This window comes from Halanaerobium hydrogeniformans, assembly GCF_000166415.1.
Lineage (GTDB): Bacteria > Bacillota > Halanaerobiia > Halanaerobiales > Halanaerobiaceae > Halanaerobium > Halanaerobium hydrogeniformans.
This window is the reverse complement of the sequence record NC_014654.1, coordinates 2,522,315-2,543,090: the sequence shown is the minus strand read 5'-3', so window position 1 is coordinate 2,543,090 and position 20,776 is coordinate 2,522,315. Positions and strand designations below refer to the sequence as shown.

The 20,776-nt window shown below is 32.1% G+C and carries 17 protein-coding genes; 15 read left to right on the top strand and 2 right to left on the bottom strand.

What is annotated here, in order from left to right; all coding sequences use genetic code 11:
- Window positions 1-66: 66 nt before the first annotated feature.
- The 9 genes from HALSA_RS11845 to HALSA_RS11805 all read left to right on the top strand — a co-directional run bounded on the left by HALSA_RS11845 (window position 67) and on the right by HALSA_RS11805 (window position 9,051).
- The gene (locus HALSA_RS11845; protein WP_013406786.1) at window positions 67-1,386 is read left to right on the top strand and encodes an ISNCY family transposase; all 1,320 of its coding nucleotides are present in this window, start codon (window positions 67-69) and stop codon (window positions 1,384-1,386) included.
- Window positions 1,387-1,735: 349 nt separating this feature from the next.
- Window positions 1,736-2,692, top strand: a complete 957-nt coding sequence (locus HALSA_RS11840; protein WP_013406785.1) for a sulfurtransferase — start codon at window positions 1,736-1,738, stop codon at window positions 2,690-2,692.
- A 218-nt stretch (window positions 2,693-2,910) separates the two neighbouring features.
- The gene (locus HALSA_RS11835) at window positions 2,911-4,209 is read left to right on the top strand and encodes a PucR family transcriptional regulator (RefSeq protein WP_013406784.1); all 1,299 of its coding nucleotides are present in this window, start codon (window positions 2,911-2,913) and stop codon (window positions 4,207-4,209) included.
- Window positions 4,210-4,848, top strand: coding sequence for a YeeE/YedE thiosulfate transporter family protein (locus HALSA_RS11830; RefSeq protein WP_013406783.1), 639 nt, complete (start codon window positions 4,210-4,212; stop codon window positions 4,846-4,848).
- A gap of 24 nt (window positions 4,849-4,872) precedes the next feature.
- Window positions 4,873-5,040, top strand: a complete 168-nt coding sequence (locus HALSA_RS11825; protein WP_013406782.1) for a sulfurtransferase TusA family protein — start codon at window positions 4,873-4,875, stop codon at window positions 5,038-5,040.
- Between the two features lie 21 nt (window positions 5,041-5,061).
- Window positions 5,062-5,610 carry a YeeE/YedE thiosulfate transporter family protein gene (locus HALSA_RS11820; RefSeq protein ID WP_013406781.1) on the top strand — a complete coding sequence of 183 codons (549 nt, stop codon included), beginning with the start codon at window positions 5,062-5,064 and terminating at the stop codon, window positions 5,608-5,610.
- Between the two features lie 154 nt (window positions 5,611-5,764).
- The gene (locus tag HALSA_RS11815; RefSeq protein WP_013406780.1) at window positions 5,765-7,543 is read left to right on the top strand and encodes an FAD-dependent oxidoreductase; all 1,779 of its coding nucleotides are present in this window, start codon (window positions 5,765-5,767) and stop codon (window positions 7,541-7,543) included.
- Window positions 7,543-8,313, top strand: a complete 771-nt coding sequence (locus HALSA_RS11810; protein ID WP_013406779.1) for a heterodisulfide reductase-related iron-sulfur binding cluster — start codon at window positions 7,543-7,545, stop codon at window positions 8,311-8,313. The genes HALSA_RS11815 and HALSA_RS11810 overlap by 1 nt, the downstream gene beginning before the upstream one ends.
- An 18-nt stretch (window positions 8,314-8,331) precedes the next feature.
- Entirely contained in the window at window positions 8,332-9,051 is a 720-nt protein-coding gene (locus HALSA_RS11805; RefSeq protein WP_013406778.1) for a TVP38/TMEM64 family protein, read from the top strand.
- 82 nt (window positions 9,052-9,133) lie between these two features.
- Here the strand turns inward: HALSA_RS11805 and HALSA_RS11800 are convergent, their stop codons facing one another.
- The gene (locus HALSA_RS11800; protein ID WP_013406777.1) at window positions 9,134-9,721 is read right to left on the bottom strand and encodes a class I SAM-dependent methyltransferase; all 588 of its coding nucleotides are present in this window, start codon (window positions 9,719-9,721) and stop codon (window positions 9,134-9,136) included.
- A 394-nt stretch (window positions 9,722-10,115) separates the two neighbouring features.
- Between HALSA_RS11800 and HALSA_RS13390 the strand changes: the two genes are divergently transcribed.
- Window positions 10,116-10,571 carry a hypothetical protein gene (locus HALSA_RS13390; RefSeq protein WP_420795041.1) on the top strand — a complete coding sequence of 152 codons (456 nt, stop codon included), beginning with the start codon at window positions 10,116-10,118 and terminating at the stop codon, window positions 10,569-10,571.
- 453 nt (window positions 10,572-11,024) lie between these two features.
- On the opposite strand, the gene pdxS is transcribed toward HALSA_RS13390, so the two are convergent.
- Window positions 11,025-11,903 carry a pyridoxal 5'-phosphate synthase lyase subunit PdxS gene (gene pdxS, locus HALSA_RS11790; RefSeq protein ID WP_013406776.1) on the bottom strand — a complete coding sequence of 293 codons (879 nt, stop codon included), beginning with the start codon at window positions 11,901-11,903 and terminating at the stop codon, window positions 11,025-11,027.
- Window positions 11,904-12,080: 177 nt separating this feature from the next.
- On the opposite strand from pdxS, the gene pdxR reads away from it, so the two are divergent.
- The 5 genes from pdxR (at window position 12,081) to HALSA_RS12520 (ending at window position 20,774) form a co-directional block, all read left to right on the top strand.
- Entirely contained in the window at window positions 12,081-13,526 is a 1,446-nt protein-coding gene (gene pdxR / locus HALSA_RS11785) for a MocR-like pyridoxine biosynthesis transcription factor PdxR (RefSeq protein WP_013406775.1), read from the top strand.
- 353 nt (window positions 13,527-13,879) lie between these two features.
- Window positions 13,880-14,902 carry a dihydroxyacetone kinase subunit DhaK gene (locus HALSA_RS11780; protein ID WP_013406774.1) on the top strand — a complete coding sequence of 341 codons (1,023 nt, stop codon included), beginning with the start codon at window positions 13,880-13,882 and terminating at the stop codon, window positions 14,900-14,902.
- 222 nt (window positions 14,903-15,124) lie between these two features.
- The gene (locus HALSA_RS11775) at window positions 15,125-16,279 is read left to right on the top strand and encodes a TraB/GumN family protein (RefSeq protein WP_013406773.1); all 1,155 of its coding nucleotides are present in this window, start codon (window positions 15,125-15,127) and stop codon (window positions 16,277-16,279) included.
- Between the two features lie 79 nt (window positions 16,280-16,358).
- Entirely contained in the window at window positions 16,359-18,344 is a 1,986-nt protein-coding gene (locus HALSA_RS11770; RefSeq protein ID WP_013406772.1) for a bifunctional metallophosphatase/5'-nucleotidase, read from the top strand.
- Between the two features lie 105 nt (window positions 18,345-18,449).
- Window positions 18,450-20,774: an HD domain-containing phosphohydrolase gene (locus tag HALSA_RS12520; RefSeq protein WP_013406771.1), complete on the top strand. Its 2,325-nt coding sequence runs from the start codon at window positions 18,450-18,452 to the stop codon at window positions 20,772-20,774.
- Window positions 20,775-20,776: the final 2 nt, after the last annotated feature.

The following is a 20,776-nucleotide window of genomic DNA, read 5'->3' as shown; positions in this document are numbered from 1 at the left end:
TGTGATAATGTCATAGTGAAATTATCTTGATAAAATGTCACTATGAGAGGAGAAAAATATTATCTTATGTCCCAAACACAATTGAATAGGTATCATGTCATTTCTATGGTCATTGATAAAAGTATGACCAACTCAGAAGCTGCACAGGCTTTAGACCTTAGTGTTCGCCAAATAATTCGTTTGAAGAAAGGTGTGAAAAAAGAAGGTCCATCATTTTTAGTTCATAAAAATAAAGGTCGTAAACCTAGTCATGCTTTTTCTGAGGATTTCGTCAGTAAAATTGTTGCCCTGAAAAAATCAGACTCGTATCAAAGTGCTAACTTCATGCATTTTCAAGAATTACTAGAAGAACATGAAAACATCACCATTAGTTACAACGCACTTCACACTATTTTAAGCAGCAATGGTGTCAAAAGTCCCAAAAAGCATCGCAAAAAGAAAGTTCATCACCGTCGTAAACGCAAAGCAAAAGAAGGCCAATTAATCCAAATTGATGCCAGTCCACACGACTGGTTTGGTACTGGAGAGAAATATGACATTCATGGTGCCATAGATGATTCTACCGGTAAAATAATGGGCCTTTACATGACTAAAAACGAGTGCCGACAGGGATATTTTGAAACTTTAAGATCTGTGGTCTTAAATTATGGTATACCCGTCAGTATTTATACCGATAGACATACTATCTTCCGTTCACCTAAGGCAGACAAACTTACAATTGAAGAACAACTTGCTGGTAAAACTGTTAAAGATACTCAGTTTGGAAGAGCCATGAAAGAACTTGGAATTACTATGATCCCTGCACGCTCACCGCAAGCTAAAGGCCGTATTGAAAGATTATGGGATACTCTCCAAAGCAGACTGCCTGTTGAATTTAAGATAGCAGGTATATCCACTATCGAGCAGGCTAATGAGTTTTTTGCTGACTACTTAATCAAATTTAATGAAAAATTTGCTGTAGCACCTGAAGACACCATTTGCGCTTTTAGAACTCTTCCTGAAGAAATTTGTATAGATAATATACTTTGCGTTAAGGAAGAAAGAATACTTGATAATGGACTAACTTTTTCTTTTTATAATCAGCGCTTCAAGGTCGTTACTAATAGTATGTCAGTCTATCCAAAATCGAAAATCAAAGTTCTTCTTAGTCCTAAATTCGGTGTGAAAGCACAATATGGTGAAAAAATTTATGATGTTATCCATTGGACTGAACATAAAAAATCAAAAGTTAAAAAGAGTAAAACTAATTCTAATAACAAATACAGACCAGACGATGGGCATTATTATAAATATGGACATCAAGCCTGGCCAAAAGTAACTTTTGAAGACAGTGATCACGATATACTGAAAATGCTGGAAAAAATATTTCTCACTCAAATTGCCTGATATGTTTGGTTTAAACCCCAAACATATCTCCCCTTTGGGGGTGACATTTTCTCAAGATAAAATTGGTATAAAAAAGTGACATTTTCAAAAGTTATTGACAGGATATAATGAAATTATTTGAATTAGTTTACAATAATGATTGATAACAACAATCACTAAAGATAAGATTAACAAAAAGTTATAAATATCACACATTTTCTAAGGGTTTTGTTTATATTAACAAAATAAAGTGTTATATTTCATACTTTTATATAATTTATTTTCTTAATATAATGGGTATAATATTACTAGTAATTAAGATTGTGAAAAAAAAGACAATACAACAAAGCTAAGGGGAGGCAAAATTAAAGTGGAAAAAAAGACGATAATAGTTTTATTAGTGGCTGTTTTAATTATTGGTGGGGGTTTATTTTATGAATCAACTCTTTATACTGATTTAGAAATTGACATGGAAAATTATGTCCCAATTGAAGAAAGAGGTTATGAAAATACAGATTCTTTAATTAGTGCTATGGAGCTTAATGAGATCAAAGGTAATGATGATGTTGCAATAATTGATTTCAGAAGAGCGGATGCTTATTCTATGGGTCATATTCCAGGTGCTATTCAGGTTTGGAGATCAGATGTAACTGATCCAGATCATGAATATGCTGGTATGAGAATTTCTCATGAAGGTTTAGCCGAATGGCTTGGTGAAAATGGAATCAGTCATGATGATACAGTAGTTGTTTATACTTCAGGTGGTGGCCACGATGCTACAAGAATGTGGTGGATGATGACTATGTTAGGCCATGAAGATGTACGAATACTGGATGGTCAGTTAGATTTCTGGCGTGCCCTTGACTATGATATTGCACTTTCTAGCCCAGGTAGAGATGCTGTAGAATATGAGATGGGTGAAGTTGATGAATCAATGCTTGTTGATGCAGATGATATATTAGCTGCTATTGATGATGACGATAAAAACATTGTAGATACTCGTGCTGAAGATGAATTTACTGGTGCGGAGAAATTGAATCCAGCTGAGAGAGCAGGGAGAATTCCTACTCCTATCTGGATAGAATGGACAGAAAATCTCAATGATGATAATTTAATTAAAACTGCTGATGAATTAAGAGAAATTTATGAGGAACAAGGGGTAACTCCTGATAAAGCCGCATATAATTATTGTCAGTCAGGTGTTAGATCATCTCATACAACTTTTGTTTTAAGCCAGTTACTCGGCTATGAAGATGTAGCTAATTATGATGGTTCCTGGATTGAGTGGAGTTCTAGAGAAGATCTTCCTATTGAGACAGATCAATAAATTTTATAAAATATAAATAGAATAATTATAAAAAGAGCATTTGTTCTTCCTGGCTATATATCCTAAATAAAGGATTTAAAAACAGGGCAGAATAAATGCTCTTTTCTTTTAATTTTATTTAGAATTCCCTTCTTTGCTTTTTCTACAGTCATATTTAATAAAAAGTAGAGAAGTAAAGTAATGCGTGATATAATAAGCATTAAAGGAGGGAATTTGCATTGAATAGAGAAGAAAAAATACTGTCCTTACAGCAGAAATATCAAAAGATCTTGTTAAATGATGGCGGATTGCAAACTCTATGTAATGCTCTGATTGAAGAAGTTGATAATCCTGTATTCTTATTGGATAAATACCAGGATGATACTATATATATTTCAAAAGCTCTTAAGGCTGATAAAGAATTTTATAATTATTTAGAAGAAAAAGAAATTAAAGCAAGTGAAGAAATATTTTGTGAATATGATATTTTAATTAAAAGAGTGGTTTATCAGTGGAAGCAAAAAGAGGTTAGAGAAGTTCAGGTTAAACTGAATCATAATGATGAGACACTTGGATTTTTAGTTATTCTAGAAGAAAAGAGTTTAAAAAAAGATGCCTGTTTAGCTATTTTACAGGCTGCTTATGCATTTTCATTGAAACTTCACCAAAATTATATTGTCCAACGACTTGCTCAAAAATGTAATAGTGAATTAATAGAGGATTTAATAAATGGCAGGGTTAAATCTAAAGAAGAACTTATTAAAAGAGGTGAACTGGCTGGTTGGGATTTAAGTTTATCTTATCAACTCTATACTTTAAGGATTGATTTCTCAAAAATTTATTCAGATGATAATAAAGGTACAACTCTTTATTATTATGAGCTTGAAGAACAGATTATTAGATATTTGCATCGGATTATTAGAACCCATATTAAATCAAAATATATTATTTTTTCTTATGATGAAGATATAGTATTATTGATTAATTATCCAAATAAGACAGTACAAATAGAAAATGATATTGATTTAATTTATAATAAAACACAAAAAGCTTTTAAAAAAGTTGAAATTATGGCTGCTGGAGGTCTATATACTGAAGACTGTAGAGAGATAGCTGATAGCTTTAAAAAAGCAAATTATACACTTGATTTTTTAGAAAATACTGAACAGGAAAAAAATATTGTTTTTTACGAAGGACTCGGGGTTTTAAGGTTATTGTGGCATCTCGACAAAAAAGAACTTTTTAATTTTGCAGATGAATATTTAAGTGAATTAATTAAATATTCCCTTGAAAAAGATAATGAGTGGTTAGAAACACTGGAGGTTTTTTTAGAAGAAGATGGAGACATCAATGTATCCTCTGAAAAATTAAGCATTCATCCAAATACTATGCGTTATAGGATTAAACAAATCCAGGAAATACTAGGGCTTGATTTTGATAATTTTGATGATAAATTAAATTTAACTATTGCTTATAAAATTTATAAGTTTATTATAAGTAACGAAAAATTCAATTATCATTTTGAGGAGAATAAATAAATGAAGCAGCAGGAGTATGAACAGCAGAATAACTGGCAGTTAAAATTGGCTGTAATTATTATAATTTTTTCTATATATATCTATTTATATTTGAGTAATAGTTTAGAAATAACTCTTGCTAAAAGTTGGGTTTTTGGTTTAATAGTTGGTTTTATTTTACAGCGATCAAGAATTTGTTTTACTGCTGCATTAAGAGATCCGTTTTTGTTTGGATTAACAAAACTCAGTAGAGCATTAATTTTATCTACAATTATTGTTAGTATTGGTTTTGCTTATATACAATACCAGCAACAGCTTAATGGTTTACCGGTTCAGGGTAAATTTGTTCCATTAGGGTGGCATATTCCAATCGGAGCTTTTGTTTTTGGTCTGGGTGCTGCAGTAAGCGGTGGTTGTGCTTCTGGAACCCTGACCAGATTGGGGGAAGGTTATAAACTGCAGTGGGTAGTTATAGTAGGCTTTATTGCTGGTTCTGTACACGGCAGCTATGATGCTTCCTTTTGGTATCAATTAATTAGAAGTCAAAAAACGACTCATTTACCTCAGCTTGTCGGTTGGGGAAATGCTTTAGTTTTACAAATAATATTTTTGCTTTTTTTATATTTGCTCAGTTACTGGTGGGAAAAGCATAAATTTTAAGTAGAAGAGGAGGAATTATTCAAAGTGGATAAACATTTAGACTGTACGGGGGAGCCGTGTCCTCTTCCTTTAATAAAAACAGAAAAAGAAATGAATAAATTAAAAATAGGTGACAAATTATTTATTGAATTAGACCATACCTGTTCAATGACAAATATTCCTGAATGGGCTCGAAAAAAAATTATGAGGTAGAAACTGAAGAGGTGGATTTTGGTGAATGGAAAATCACTATTACAAAGACTAACTGAAAAAAGAGCTGAAGCATGGGATATAGCATTTAAAAAACCATGGCCTTATTGGTTTGGTGGTATCTTGCTTGCTGTAGTTAATATTATCTATTTTGCTGTTTCAGGAGAGATTTGGTCAATAACAAGTGGTTTTGCCAGATTAGGTGCCTGGATAATTTCTCTGTTTGGAGTAGGTGTTGAAAATTGGGAAGCCTGGCAGTATTACGAATATACCTTGCCCTGGCTTGATAAATACAGCTGGTCAAATTTCGGCATAATTATTGGTGCTTTAATAGCAATTTTATTAGCAGGGCAGTTTAAATTAAAAAAAATAAAAAACAAAAAACAATTTGTTACTGTTTTAATTGGTGGCTGGTTAATGGGTTATGGTGCACGGATAGCAATTGGCTGTAATATTGGGGGTTTATATACTGCATTTGCTTCTTTGGCGTTAAATGCCTGGCTTTATCTCCCTTTTATCATTTTAGGAATTTATAGTGGAAGTAAGCTTTTAATTAAGTTAATTGACTATTAAGTTTTTGTATATAAATACAAAAAAATACTTTATTTTTATATGTATATTATAAAGACAAAGCATTACTCAGAGTCTATAATTATATGTAGGAATATAATATTTTTTTAATTCTAATTGTGAAAAGTATATCATACACTAATAAGGAGGTCATTTAGTGCAGTTAACAGAAAAAGTGCTTAATGAAATGAATGAAGTTATTGAAGATTGTTTGGCAGATGAACCACCATATTGCCAGGCAAGATGTCCGTTGGATATTGATGTCCAGGGTTATATTACTTTAGTTAGAGATGGCAAATATAAAGAAGCTATCAGATTGATCAGAGAGAAAACTATTTTCCCTGGAATTTTAGGAAGAGTTTGTGCCCACCCTTGTGAAGAGGAATGCAAAAGGGGAGAACTTGAAGAAGCTCTTTCTATTAAAAATTTAAAACGCTTTGCAGCTGATATGGCAGACAACCCTGCAGATTGGGACTTAAGCCGTGAAGCAGAAACTGGCAAAAAAATTGCGGTTATTGGTGCTGGTCCTTCAGGAGCAGTTGCAGCTTATCATTTACAGAAAGAAGGACACCAGGTAAATATTTATGAAAAACTTCCAGAGGTAGGAGGAATGCTTAGATTTGGTATTCCCGCTTATCGTTTACCTCATGATATTATTGACTATGAATATAGTATCTTAGAAAAACTAGGTGTAGAAATTCATCTAAATACTGAAGTTGGAAAAGACATCGAATTTGCTCAATTAAAAGAAGATTTTGATGCTGTTTATGTTGCAGCAGGTGCTCATAAGGGTATTATGATACCTATAGATGGAGCAGATCTAGAAGGTGTATTAATCGGTGCTGACTTTTTACGTGATGCTGCTTTAGGCAATGAAGTAGAAATTGGTAAAAAGATAGTAGTAATTGGTGGTGGAAATGTTGCAATGGATGTTGCACGTACTGCCTGGAGACTTGGTGCAGAAGAAATAAATGTAGCATGTTTGGAAAGTGGAAATGAAATTCCTGCTCACTCCTGGGAAATCGAAGATGCAGAAGAAGAAGGAATAATAATGAACCCTGGTTGGGGTCCAAAAGAGATTAAGGGTGAAGAAAATGTTGAAGGAATTACCTTAAAGAAATGTGAACAGGTTTTTGATAGTGAAGGTAATTTTAATCCAGCATACTGTGAAGACAACTTAAGAGAAATTGAAGCAGAGACAGTAATTTTTGCCATTGGACAGAGAGCAGACGATTCTTTTGTTGAAGATGAAGCAGTTGAGCTAAATCAGACTGATGAAATAACTCTACAGTCAGAAACAGAAAATGTTTTTGTAGGTGGAGATTGCAAAGGGACTCCTCTTTTAGCTGTAGAAGCAATGGCTCACGGAAGAAAAGCTGCAATTTCTATTGATAGATATTTAAAAGATGAAGATTTATTCGCAGATCGTGAAAACGAAGGTGCTTATGAAACGAAATTAGAAAAAGAAATTGATCCTCAAGAACCTGTAAGACGCAGGGTAGATATGAGAATGATTGATGTTGAAGAACGCAAAAATAACTTTAATGAAGTAGAATTAGGTTTTAATATTGCTGAAGCTAAGGGTGAATCACTACGCTGCTTAGAATGTGAATGTAAAGAATGTGTTAAAGACTGCTTAATGTTAGAAAAATATTGTGACTCACCAAAAGCATTATTCCAGGAAGTAATAGATGTTGGAATAGATCCTTTAGTTTATTATTCCTGTAATATGTGCAGTCAATGTACCTTAGTTTGTCCACAAGAATTTGAACTAAAAGATCGCTTCATGGATTTAAGGAAAATTGCTGTTAAAGAAAATAATGGTGAATCACCAATTAAAGGCCATAACGCTATTAAATGGCATCAAAGATTAGGATTTTCTAAGTTCTTTACAACTAGTCAACCGGCTTCTGATAAAGAGGAGGACTCTAAATAATGAAAACGAAAACAAAAAGAGTATTTATTCCAGGTTGTAGCTTGTCTTCATATAGCCCGGAATTAGTAGGAAAAGTAATTGATTATTTACAAAATAAATTACCTGGCACTGGAGCAATTTTAAAATGCTGTGGTAAACCTACAAAAGCATTAGGCCAATATGATGAGTTTAAAAAACGCTATGCAGGTTTACAGGAAGAGATTGATGCCTTAGGTGCTGATGAAATAATAGTTGCCTGCCAGTCATGTTATTTAACAATGTCTGCTAGTAGTCCAGATCAAAAAGTAATTTCTTTGTGGGAGTTAATGCCTAAGATTGGTATGCCTGAAGGGACAGTTGGTAAAGCTAAAGATAGTGATATAACATTTGGTGTTCACGATTCTTGCTCGACCAGAGATAGAGAGGATATTCACGCTGGTATACGTTGGATTATAGATCAACTGGGTTATAATACAGAAGAACCACCACATACTAAAGAAAATACTAGATGTTGTGGTTTTGGAGGTATGGTTGTACCTGCTAACCCTGATTTAGCACAACAGATCATGGAAAAAAGGACTGCCGAATTTGAAACTGACTATTTAGTGACTTACTGTGCTGCCTGTAGAGCTTCAATGATCAAAGGTGGTAAAAAAGCTGTTCATATATTAAATTTAATATTTGGGGATGTATGGACAACAGAATCTGATTTTCCTGGACTTGAAGGATCAGTAGCAAGTTGGGTTAATCGCTATAAAACCAAGAAAAAAATTCAAGAAGTATTATCCTAAAGGGGGAAATTTAAAGAAATGACAGAAGAAAAGAAGAAAAACAAGAAAAAACTTATAATTACTATAGCTGTAATAGCTATAGCAGCTTTTGTAATTCATTATTTTGGTTTAGCCGACTATATTAGTAGAGACAATCTTAATTTATTACAGGATTGGGTACAGGGCTTTGGGGTAATGGCTCCATTAATTTATATAGGTCTCTGGATAGCTGCCTGTATATTTTTCTTGCCTGGTTTACCTGTTGCAATTTTAGGAGGACTTGTTTTCGCTCCACTACCTGCAATTATTTATGCTTCATTAGGTTCAACTCTTGGAGCTACAGCAGCGTTTTTGATTGGTCGTTATGCTGCAAGAGACCTGGTTGAGGGCTGGAAAGAGAAGAATGAACATGTTAAAAAGATAGATGATGGAGTAAGGAAAAATGGCTGGAGAATGCTACTTTTAACAAGATCAGTTCCGGTTTTTCCATTTAATCTTCAAAACTATGTTTATGGTTTAACTGACATCAGTCTGCCATTATATTTCTTTGTCTCATGGGTAACCATGATACCTGGTACAACTGCATATATCTTAATGGCTTCTGCATTAGCTAGAGGAGAAAGTCCTATGCAGATATTAATGTATATCGCTATTGCTGGTGTGCTAATAGTTCTGGTATCATTAATTCCTAAATTCCTCGATAAATCTGATGTAGTTGATGATGTAGAAGTAGAAACAAATGAAAATAATGCTAAGTAAATTTACAAATAAATAAATATCAATTAAAAGACCTGTAGATATTTTAAAATATCTACAGGTCTTTATATTTTTAAGATGATTTTTAATTATTTTTTTGCAGGTGATATAAAGCTTGCGTATAAAACTTCAAAACATTTTCTTTTTTAGTATAAAGCAAACTCAAATTAAGTTTTTTAAATGTTTCTTTCCATTCCTTATCAGTTTTATTACTGTGAGGATGGCCAATAAATTCGAAGTTAAATAAACTATCTGTAAAGTATGTTAAATATTTTTGAACTGGATTAGTATAAACATCTTCAATTATTATTACTTTATCAGCTACTCTGAGGGCCTCTTTCAAGACTATTTCTGGCTCGGGTATATGATGAAGAACTGTTAATAATAAAACAGTATCAAAGCTGTTGTCAGCAAAGGGGAGGTTTTCCCCATCATAGATAATAGGTTCAATTTGATCAGTTAAACTCAAATTTTCAACATCCACTGAAGTAACATTATAGCCTTCCTTTTTTAAGATAAAACTTAACGCACATTTGCCTGCTCCCAGGTCGAGAATTTTTTCATCTTTATTTAAAAAATTATTTATTCTTTTAAATTTATCTTCAGCCCAACTTTTACTGAGCTTATTAAAAACGAAGTTCCTTAATTTTTCATTTTTTCTTATAAAATTCATTTTTAGCCACCTTTAATATAATTTAGAATACCTTTGAATTTACATTTAAATTATATATTATCTGAATAAAAATGACAAGAAAGAAGATTTCTGCAGCTTTTAATTAAGCGTTAAGATAATTTATTAACACAATATTTATCTAAAATTGCCAAGAAAACTCCATCCAAGCTATGCATTGGCTGGAGATGAATTGGCTATTTATTCTGATTTTCAATATACTTTTTAATTGTCTCAATAGTAGCACCACCAGAAGATACAATAATGATATTGTAGACTATAAACAGAATGATAATTGTTATTTAAGTCTCTATCCATAAAAATCAAACCTCCATTTTTTCTTTTACAAGCAAACATATGTATGATATAATTATAGTAGGATGGAGGTGAAAAATCAATGCGATTATCATTTAAATTCAAGCCTAAATTAAGCCATAAGCAATTAGTAATAATTAATGAATTAGCCTGGCATTGCTCTAAATTATATAATACAGTCAATTATCAGATTAAAAATAATAAAGATGTAAAAGCTGTCTATACTGAATTAGAAACTAGATATAAAAATAACTGGCATAATGACTACCTTCACTCCCATAACAGACAGCAGGCATTAAAGCAGTTAGCTCAGGACTGGAAAAGTTTTTTTAATTCACTCAAAGATTATAAAAAGAATCCTCAAAAATATAAGGGGCAGCCAGGGTCACCTAATTTTAAACATATGAACAGTAATCCCTGTGAAATAATTTTTACCAATTTAGCTGTTAGAATTAGAGATAACAAATTACTCTTATCCTTATCTAAAAAGATACAGTCTAAATATAATGTGAAAAGCACTAAAGCTTTTAATTTATAATACGCAAGGTAAGCTTTAGTATGACCGTATTCGATTTGGCCGCTGTTCAGTAGATCTGGAAAAAATAAATAAAAGTAACTATGATAAATCCAGAAGAATTACTAGAGGTCTCTTTAAAACTAACGAGGGCCTATTAATTAATGCTGATCAGAATGGTAGTTTTAATATACTTCGTAAATACCATAACGATAAATGTATTCTCAGACCTATCAAAGAGGCGAGAGATAATGGATTTGTGGACAATCCTTCAAGATTAAGGGTATCCTAAACTATTAGGAGCAAAACTTAAAAGCCAAACATCTTGTAAACTGACCTAGTAATATAGGTTGAACTTTAATCTATATGAAGCAGTTAGAAGCTCCCTCTAAATCTTGGTTTTGATTTAGGTGGAGAGGTTCACATGTTCAATGAAACCACCCTGTAATGCTAAAACTCCAATTTTAATAGTCAAAATTACCAGCCTCTATTTGACATTTTTTCTTCTTCACTCAACCCTTTTATATCAAGTCCAGACATTGCCTTACCCAAATCTTCTGAAATTCTGGCTAATATTTTTGAATCTTGATAATGAGTAACAGCTTCAACAATAGCTTCTGCTCTTTTTGTTGGGTTGCCCGAACGGAAGATTCCAGAACCGACAAAAATGCCATCACAGCCTAACTGCATCATTAAAGCAGCATCAGCTGGAGTAGCGATTCCCCCTGCTGCAAAATTAACAACCGGTAATTTATGGTTTTCATTTACATATTTAATTAAATCATAAGGGGCACCCATTTCTTTGGCAGCTGTCATTAATTCTTCACTTTCCATTAAAGATAGTTCTTTGATTTCTCTGTTAATTGTTCTAATATGGCGAACTGCTTCAACTACATTACCGGTTCCGGCTTCACCTTTAGTTCTAATCATAGCTGCACCTTCTCCAATTCTTCTGAGCGCTTCTCCTAAATTTTTTGCCCCACAAACAAATGGGATCTTAAATTTTTCTTTGTCAATATGATATTTTTCATCAGCAGGTGTAAGTACTTCACTTTCATCAATAAAATCAATAGCAAGTGCTTCTAAAATTTGCGCTTCTACAAAATGACCAATTCTAACTTTAGCCATTACAGGTATAGAAACAGAATTTACTATTTCTTTGATCATTTTTGGATCTGACATCCTGGCAATACCGCCATCTTTTCTGATATCTGCCGGGACTCTTTCTAATGCCATTACCGCAACAGCGCCTGCTTTTTCAGCAATTTTGGCCTCCTGGCTGTTGGTAACATCCATTATCACTCCACCTTTTAACATTTGAGCTAGATTTTTATTAAGCCTATAAGTGTTTTCCATGACAAATTCCTCCTCATTTTGATTGAATAAAACTAATTGTAATGATACAATGTAAATATAAGTCGTTTTAATGACTTTTAATTAATACAATTATAAATATTACAATACAATATGTCAATAGATAATACAAAATAATAAATATAATTATTGTATTAATACAATAATAGGGGTGATAAAGTGTTTGAGATAGATAGAACAAAAGAAAATGGAAAGGCTCTTTATTTACAAATTTATCAGCTTTTAAAAAAGCATATTAAAAATGAACTAAATAGTGATGATAAACTTCCACCAATAAGAAAATTAGCAGCAGAATTAGATGTGAATCCAGCAACGGTTGCTAGAGCATATAATATTTTAGATGATCAGGGTTTGATATATAAAAAAGTTGGGAGGGGGAGTTTTGTGGCTCCTAAATATTCTGAACAAAGTTTAGGTTCAGAAAAAAACAAATCTATGTTAAAACATGGCCAAATCGATTTATCAGAAAACATTAATTTTGCTAGTGCAGCACCCAGCACAGATCTTTTCCCAGTAGCTGATTTTAAATATGCAATAAATAAGGTATTAGATCGTGATCAGGGAGAAGCTTTTACTTATCAGAAAAGCCAGGGCTATTTAGGTTTACGTCATTCAATTAGAGAATATTTTTTGGAAGATGGAATTAAAGCAGATTTAGAACAAATCCAGATTGTTTCTGGTGCTCAGCAGGCTATTGATATTATGGCTAAGATTTTAATTGAATATGGGGACAAAGTTGTAGTAGAAGAACCAACCTATTTTGGTGCTTTACAGGCCTTTAAGTCAAGAAAAGCCCAAATTAAAAGTATTAAAATGTTAAAAGACGGCCTTGATTTAGACAAGTTTGAAGATTATTTAAAAAATAATAAAATCAAGTTTTTGTTTACTATGCAAAACTTTCATAATCCTACAGGGATCAACTGGAGTAATGAAAAACAGCTGCAGTTATTAGAATTAGCTGATAAATACAATTTTTATATTATTGAAGATGACCTTTTGTCTGAATTATATTATTCATCAAATAAAGTTAGTTCGTTAAAAAAGTTTGATGAAAATGGCAGGGTGATTTTTATTAAAAGTTTTTCAAAGGTTTTTATGCCTGGTTTAAGATTAGCTTTTATCATTTTACCAGATAATTTGTTAGCTGAGATACTTGAGACCAAATATGCTACCGATATATCAAGTGCAGGTCTTACTCAGCGCGCTTTTGATTACTATTTACGAGAAGGTTTATTTAATAAACATATTAATTTAAAAAGAGAATTATTTAAAAAACGTTTTAAAGTAATGGCATCAGAAATAGAAAAACAGTTTTCGGGTTTAATTGAATTGAAATATAAACCGAAAGGTGGTTTATATTTTTGGCTCAAATTGCCTGAAACAAAAAATAGTCATGACTTTTACGAAGTTGCTGCTAATAAGGGGGTTGTTTTTTCTCCTGGAAGCTTATTCAGTATTGATCAAAAACCATCTCGGTATTTTAGATTAAGTTTTGCAGCTGTTAATGAGCAGGAAATTTCTTTAGGGATTAAGCTGCTTGCTAATACAGCCAGGAATTTTTTGGATGATAAGAAGAATAACAGTAATTATAGTCCTTTGCTTTAATAATATATTTTTTAATAGTATTATTACTTTCCTGCAAATTGAAAAGTGATTTATCTAAAGCAGTTGCAAATATTTAAAAAACATTAAATAAGAATAAATAAAAAAATAACTAATAATTTAATATAAAAAATAAAAATAAATAAAAAAAAATAAAGATAAGCAACAAATCATTCTTGCTTTTGTTGTTTTTCTATGTTATTATTTAATTGAAATAAAAAGTAAGTTTTTTTGTTGAGAATTAATAAAATATTCTGACTTAAACTTTAATTGTCTTTGATGATTTTATTTTTAAAAGGCTTTTATTTTTCAAAAGCCAAATAAATTAACATTAATATTAAAGGGGGAAAATTAAAATGCCTAATCCTAATTATGAAAAGTATTTAAATGATCCAGATGATTTGATTGAAGAAATGATCGATGGTTTTGTGAAATCACATCAAAAGAAAATCAAGCAGGTTTCTAAAAGAGCTGTAGCTAGAAAAGAGGCGCCTATTGATGGTAAGGTTGGTGTTGTTTCTGGTGGAGGTTCCGGTCACTTGCCAGCTTTTATGGGTTATATTGGTGAAGGCTGCTTAGATTCAGTTGCAGTAGGAGATATCTTTTCTTCGCCATCTGTAGATCATATTTATGAAGCAATCAAAGCTGCTGATGGTGGCAAAGGTGTTTTATGCTGTATTGGTAACTTTACCGGTGATATAATGAATTTTGAAATGGCAGCAGAAATGGCTGAAGAAGATGGTATAGAGGTTGATACTGTTATAATTAATGATGATGTTGCTTCTGCACCAAAGGATAAAATGGAAAACAGAAGAGGAGTGGCTGGTGAAGTTATTATCTGGAAATTAGCTGGTGCCATGGCCGAAAGAGGTTACTCACTATCTGAGATGAAAGAGATTGCTGATCAAGCTTTATATAATACTAGAAGTATGGGAGTTGCACACAAGCCCTGTATAATGCCAACAAATGGAGAACCAAGTTTTGAACTTGATGAAGGAGAAATGGAAATCGGAGTTGGCCATCACGGTGAACCAGGAATAAGAAAAGCTGAGATGACAACCAATGATGAGATTACTGAAGAATTGCTTAACATAGTTTTAGAAGACTTACCTTATCAAGAAGGTGATGAAGTAGTAGTATTAATTAATGGTTTAGGAGCTACTTCCCCTCTAGAAATGTATATTTCTTATCGTAAGGTATATAATATGTTAGAAGAAGAAGGTATTGATATAGCTAAAAATTACATTGGTGAATTCTTTACTTCACAGGAGATGGCAGGTTATTCAATAACATTAACAAAAGTAGATGATGAACTTAAAAAATTGTTTGCTGATCCTTGTGATGCTGTAAGCTTTAAACAAATGCAGGAAGATATCTAATCTATAATAAATTTTTTAAAAAATCATAGAACAGTAAATTATCTAAGCGGCTTGAGCTCTTAATTTTATAGAGTTCAGGTCGTTAATTTTTTTTACAAGCAATTTTTTATAAAAAATTAATATTATTTGCTATTTAGAATTAATAAATCCTTTATTTATGATATAATAATTTATACGATAAAAAATCATATATTTTATAAAAAATAGAAGGAGCTGCTTTTTGTGAATGATAATAATGTTGAACGGATAATGTTAGATGATAAAGAAATAATTTTAATTCCAACAGCCCATATTTCAAAAAGAAGTGCAGAACAGGTTAAAGAAGTAATTGAGGAAGAAAAACCTGATAGTGTTTGTGTAGAATTAGATAAGCAGAGATTTAATTCTATTGACAAAGAGGATAAATGGAGTGAAATGGATATATTTCAGGTTATTAAAGAAAAAAAATCTTTATTACTTTTGGTGAATTTGATAATTAGTTCTTTTCAAAGTAGAATGGCAGAAAAGTTAGGGATTAAAGCAGGTCAGGAAATGATGCAGGCAATAGAATCTGCTCAAGAAACTGAATCAGAACTGGTTCTTGCTGATAGAAATATTCAAATAACGTTTAAAAGAGTCTGGAGAGGTTTAGGGCTTTTTGAAAAAATGAAATTAGTTTTTCAGATTATTACTATGCTTTTTGTTGATGAAGAGATCAGTGAAGACGATCTGGAAGCTTTAAAATCTAATGATTCTTTGAATATTATTCTTGCTGAAATGGGAGAAAATTTTCCTGGAATCAAACGCTATTTACTTGATGAAAGAGATCAATATTTATCTCATAAAATAAAAAATGCACCTGGTAAAAAAGTGGTTGCTGTTCTTGGAGCTGCCCACCTTCCAGGTGTTAAAAAAGAACTTTATAATCAACAGAATCTAAACAAACTTAATGAGATACCTCCAGAAGTAAAGTGGACAAAAATATTTTCCTGGGGGATACCTCTGTTTTTCATTTTATTAATAATTTATTCTTTTTTTAGCAATGTGCAGACAGGGATTGAGGTTTCTAAAACCTGGATAATCTGGAATGGCAGCCTTTCTGCACTGGGAGTTATTATTGCCAGAGGTCACATAATTACGATTTTAACAGCTTTTTTGGTTGCACCGCTTAGTTCATTAAATCCAGCCCTAGCGGCCGGATGGTTTGCTGGATTAATGGAAGCTTATTTAAGAAAGCCGCAGGTCAAAGATTTTCAAAGCCTTTCTGAAGGTATTACCTTAAAAACTCTCTGGACAAATAAAGTAACAAAAATACTTCTGATTGTTATTTTAGCTAATTTAGGGAGTGTAATCGGAACTACTGTTGCAGGAGCTAATATTTTAAGAATACTGTTTTAATTTTAATCTATTAATATAAGCTAAGCTAAATAGAAAAGTTCTTGGTGTTAAAAAATGCAAAAGGAGCTCTGATTTAACAGTGGTGAGAACAAAAAGTGATTATAAATATTTGATCTTAGCTGAAGTTATTTTTTTAACAGCAGTTTTTCTGCTCTTTGCTTTAATTGTTGAGGTTAAAGCTGAACAAAGAGAAGAGATTAACTTTAGTATTTTACACACAAATGATGAGCATTCAGCTTTAATTCCTCATTATGCAGGTGGCAATTATAATGATTCTGTTCTTGAGGAAGGTTTTGACTTTAAATCAGGTGGTTTTGCTCGTTTGGCATCTCAAATTAAAGAGATTCGAAGAAGAAAAACTGAAAAAGGTGAAGAACTATTGCTTTTAAATGCTGGAGACTTTATAGGTGGCTCTATATTTTCCTGGCTTAATATAAGGGGCTATGCACCAGAACTAAAAATATTGCAAGAACTAAAATATGATATCGCTGTTATTGGGAATCATGAATTTGATTATGGGCCTGAACTTCTGGGCGATTATCTTAAAGAGGCTGGTTATCCTGGTGCTCATGAGCAGACAAAGATTCTGGCTTCTAATCTTAAAGCTCCGGATGACCATGTATTAAAAAGAGATAATTTATATCAAGACACTCATATAATAGAATTAGAAGCCGGTTTAAAAATTGGATTTTTTAGTTTGATTGGTAGAGATGCTGTGGATGTAATAGCAAAACCAGGTGATATGGAATTTCTAAATCAGCATCAGACAGCTAGAAACAAAATTGTAGACTTAAAAGAAAAAGGAGCAGACTTAATAATCGCAATTACTCATTCTGGAGTAGCAGAGGATCGTGAGCTGGCCCAGGAAGTAGAGGGTATTGATATAATAGTTGGGGGACATAGCCATACTGCTCTATTTGAACCGATAATCGAAAATAATACTATTATTGTTCAGGCTGATTCTTATTTAAAATATTTAGGTCAGTTAAACTTAGCATATTTTCCTGACGATCAAGAACTAAAAATTGTTAATCAGAAAAGAAATAATGATTTTTTACTTCCTCTAGATGATGAAGTTGAAGAAGATCAAGAAATTGCTAATAAAGTTGCTGAATACACAACTCATTTAAATGAGTTTATAGCTCAAATGACCGAAAATGAATTTCAGGATATTGAAGAGATAATTACTTATTCCGATTTTAATATTGTAAATCAGCCTCCAAGATCTGAAACACCTCTGGGTAATTTTGTTACCGATGCGATGAGAATAATCACTGAGCAGAACACCGGAAATAAAGTAGATGTAGCTGTAATTGGTAGTGGTAATATTCGTCAGCCGATTATTCCTGATCAAAATAGAGGAGTTAATTTTTATAATTTGGCAAATGTAGTTTCCCTGGGTGAAGGATATGATGATTATCCCGGTTATCCAATTATTTCTGTTTATTTTAACGGAAAAGAGATTGCACACCTTTTAGAAGTAGCAGTTTTATTAGAGAAATTAATGGAGCCCCATTATTTTTTGCATTTTTCTGGTTTGCGTTATGATTATAATCCTGATGATGCAGTATTGTTTCAACTTCCAATTTTAGATATTCCAATTCCTACAACTAGAGCAGTTAAAAATATTGAAATATTTAAAGGGAACGGGATACAGCCTATTAATGACAGAGAAGCTTATGAGCTTTTAGAAAAAGACGAAGAGAGACTTTATCACGTTGTAACTGATGCCTATGTTTTTTCTTTTCTACCTTTAGTTGAAGAATTATTACCTCATATAGAATTTCAACCAAAAAAAGAGGATGGTAGTCCTGTTTCATTAGAAGACATGGAAGATTTAACATTAACTTATCAAAATAGAGAGCTTAAAGTCTGGGATACTGTGGTCAATTATGCTGCCTCTTTTGCAGAAGATAATGGGAAAATTCCTGAATATTATCGAGATACAAGTTTACGAATCAATCAAATAGATACTCGATCTTATTTTGAGTTCATAGTAATTATCCTAAGTATGATCTTAGTGTTTTTGTTAGCAGTTTTAATTTATAAAAAGAAGAAAAAATAACATAATTTCTTAAAATTGATTATTGTTCTCAATTTAGAATTATTTTATAATGGTAAGATTGTTTAGTTTTTTAAGAAAATCTTAAAACAAGGGGAGGTCTTGACTGTGAAAAAGTTTTTGCTGGTTTTAGTTCTTATTTTAATAGTTACTTTTTCTGCTGGTGCAGAGACACCAGAAGTTAGAGATAATGTTATAAACATTTTTGATGGTCATGGATCTCCAATGTTGTTTATTGATCAAGAAAGTGGAGAAATTATTTATGCTAATGATGCTGCAGCAGAATTTTATGGTTATAGCAAAGAAGAGCTTACAGAAATCAATATCGCAGAGATTAATGTATTAAGCCCCGAGGAAACTGCAGAAGAGATGGCAGCTGCGGTTCGAGAGGAAAGAAATTTTTTTCAGTTTGAACACCGGCTAGAAAGTGGAGAAATAAGGCATGTTGAGGTATATTCTTATCCCCAGATGTTTGAAGGCAGGGAAATACTTCTTTCAATAATACATGATGTGACTCCAAGAGTAGAGCTAGCTGAACGAAATAGGCAGATTAGTAATTATTTTTATATAACTTTAATTATAATAATTTTAATTTTATTTATAGCCTCATTTTTATATTATAAGAACTATCAGGCAGCCAAAAAAAGAAATAAAGAGATTGAAAGGTTAAACAAATTAAGGCAGACTTTTATTGATGCTGATGACAGTTTAGTTTATTTAAAAGACCAAAACTTAAATTATGTTTTTGTGAATGACAGGGTAGCAGAATTTTATGGTAAAGATAAAGACGAAATTATAGGGATTGATGATTATCAGCTTTCTGAACCAGGATTTGCTGAGTTTGTCAGAAAAACCGATAATAGAGTAAAGGAAAAAGGAGAATTAATCAGCCAAGAAGTAAGATGGCAAAATAAAGTTTATAATTCAACTAAATTTCCTGTTAAGTTATTAGATGGAACTTATGGTGTTGGAGCATATATAAGAGATATTACTGAAGAATATAAAAATAGACAAAAACTATCTATTGAAAGAAATAAATATCTGCAGACACTACTCTCAATTGGTGATGCTGTAATGATAGTCAATAACCAGAGACAAGTCGAAATGATAAATGAAGTTGCTGAAGAATTAACAGGCTGGAATAAAACTGAAGCAGAAGGTAGGGATTATCGTTCAGTATTAAATTTAAGCAGTGCAGATGAGGAAAAAGATCTTGTTAATCCAGTAGAACTAGCCTTTGAAACTGAAGAAACACAGGAATTAGAAGATGGAGCAATTTTAGTAGCAAAAGATGATAGTAAATATTTTATTGATGATACAGCCGCTCCTATAAAAGATGAAAATGATCAGGTTCGGGGTGTTGTTGTAGTTTTCAGGGATGAAACTGCAAGTAGAGAACAGAAAGAAAAAATAGAATATTTAAGTTATCATGATCCAATGACCGGTTTATATAATAGGCGATTTTTTGAGGAAGAATTAAAAAGGCTGAATGTAGATAGGAATTTACCGATGTCCATAATTATTGGAGATTTAAATGGTTTAAAGCTTACCAACGATATTTTTGGCCATAATGCTGGAGATAAACTACTTTTTAAAGCAACTGAAGCTTTTAAAGAATCCTGCCGTGAAGATGATATAATAGCTCGTTGGGGTGGGGATGAATTTATAATCCTGCTTCCTCAAACTAGCAGAAAAGATGCAGAAAAAGTTGTAAGGAGAATTAAAGAAAGTTTTAGCAAAAAAAATTCTACTGCATTATCTTCTGGTATTGCAATGGGTGTTAGTACCAAAATAGCTTCTGAAGAAGATATAATTAAGCTTATAGATGAGGCTGAAACTGAAATGTATTCCAGCAAAACTGTTAGTCGAACAGATAATGATATTAAACATATTGAAAATATCACCAATATTTTAGATGAGAAGAGCAGCAGAGAAGAAAAGCATGCTAATAGAACTGCTGAATTAGCTGCTAGACTAGCAAATAAATTAGATTTAAAAGAATCAGAATGCAAAAAAATCACTAATGCAGCTCTTTATCATGATATAGGCAAGGTTGCTGTTGATGAAGAAATCCTTAATAAAAAATCTGCTTTAACCCCTAAAGAATATGATGAAATAAAATTGCATGCTCTAACAAGTTATAGGATCTTAAATTATTTTTCCGATACAATTGATATTGCTCAATGTGTACTTGCTCATCATGAGCGCTGGGATGGTACAGGTTATCCTAAAGGTTTAAAAGAAAAGGAAATTCCATTAGCTGCAAGGATAGTTGCCATTGCAGAAGCTTATGAGGTTATGACCTCCGCTGATACTTATAAGAAAAAAAATATTTCAAAAGAAGAGGCTGTTGCTGAACTGAAAAGATGTGCAGGTAGTCAATTTGATCCAGAATTAGTTAAAAAATTTATTGAAGTTTTAAATGAAAATTAGAA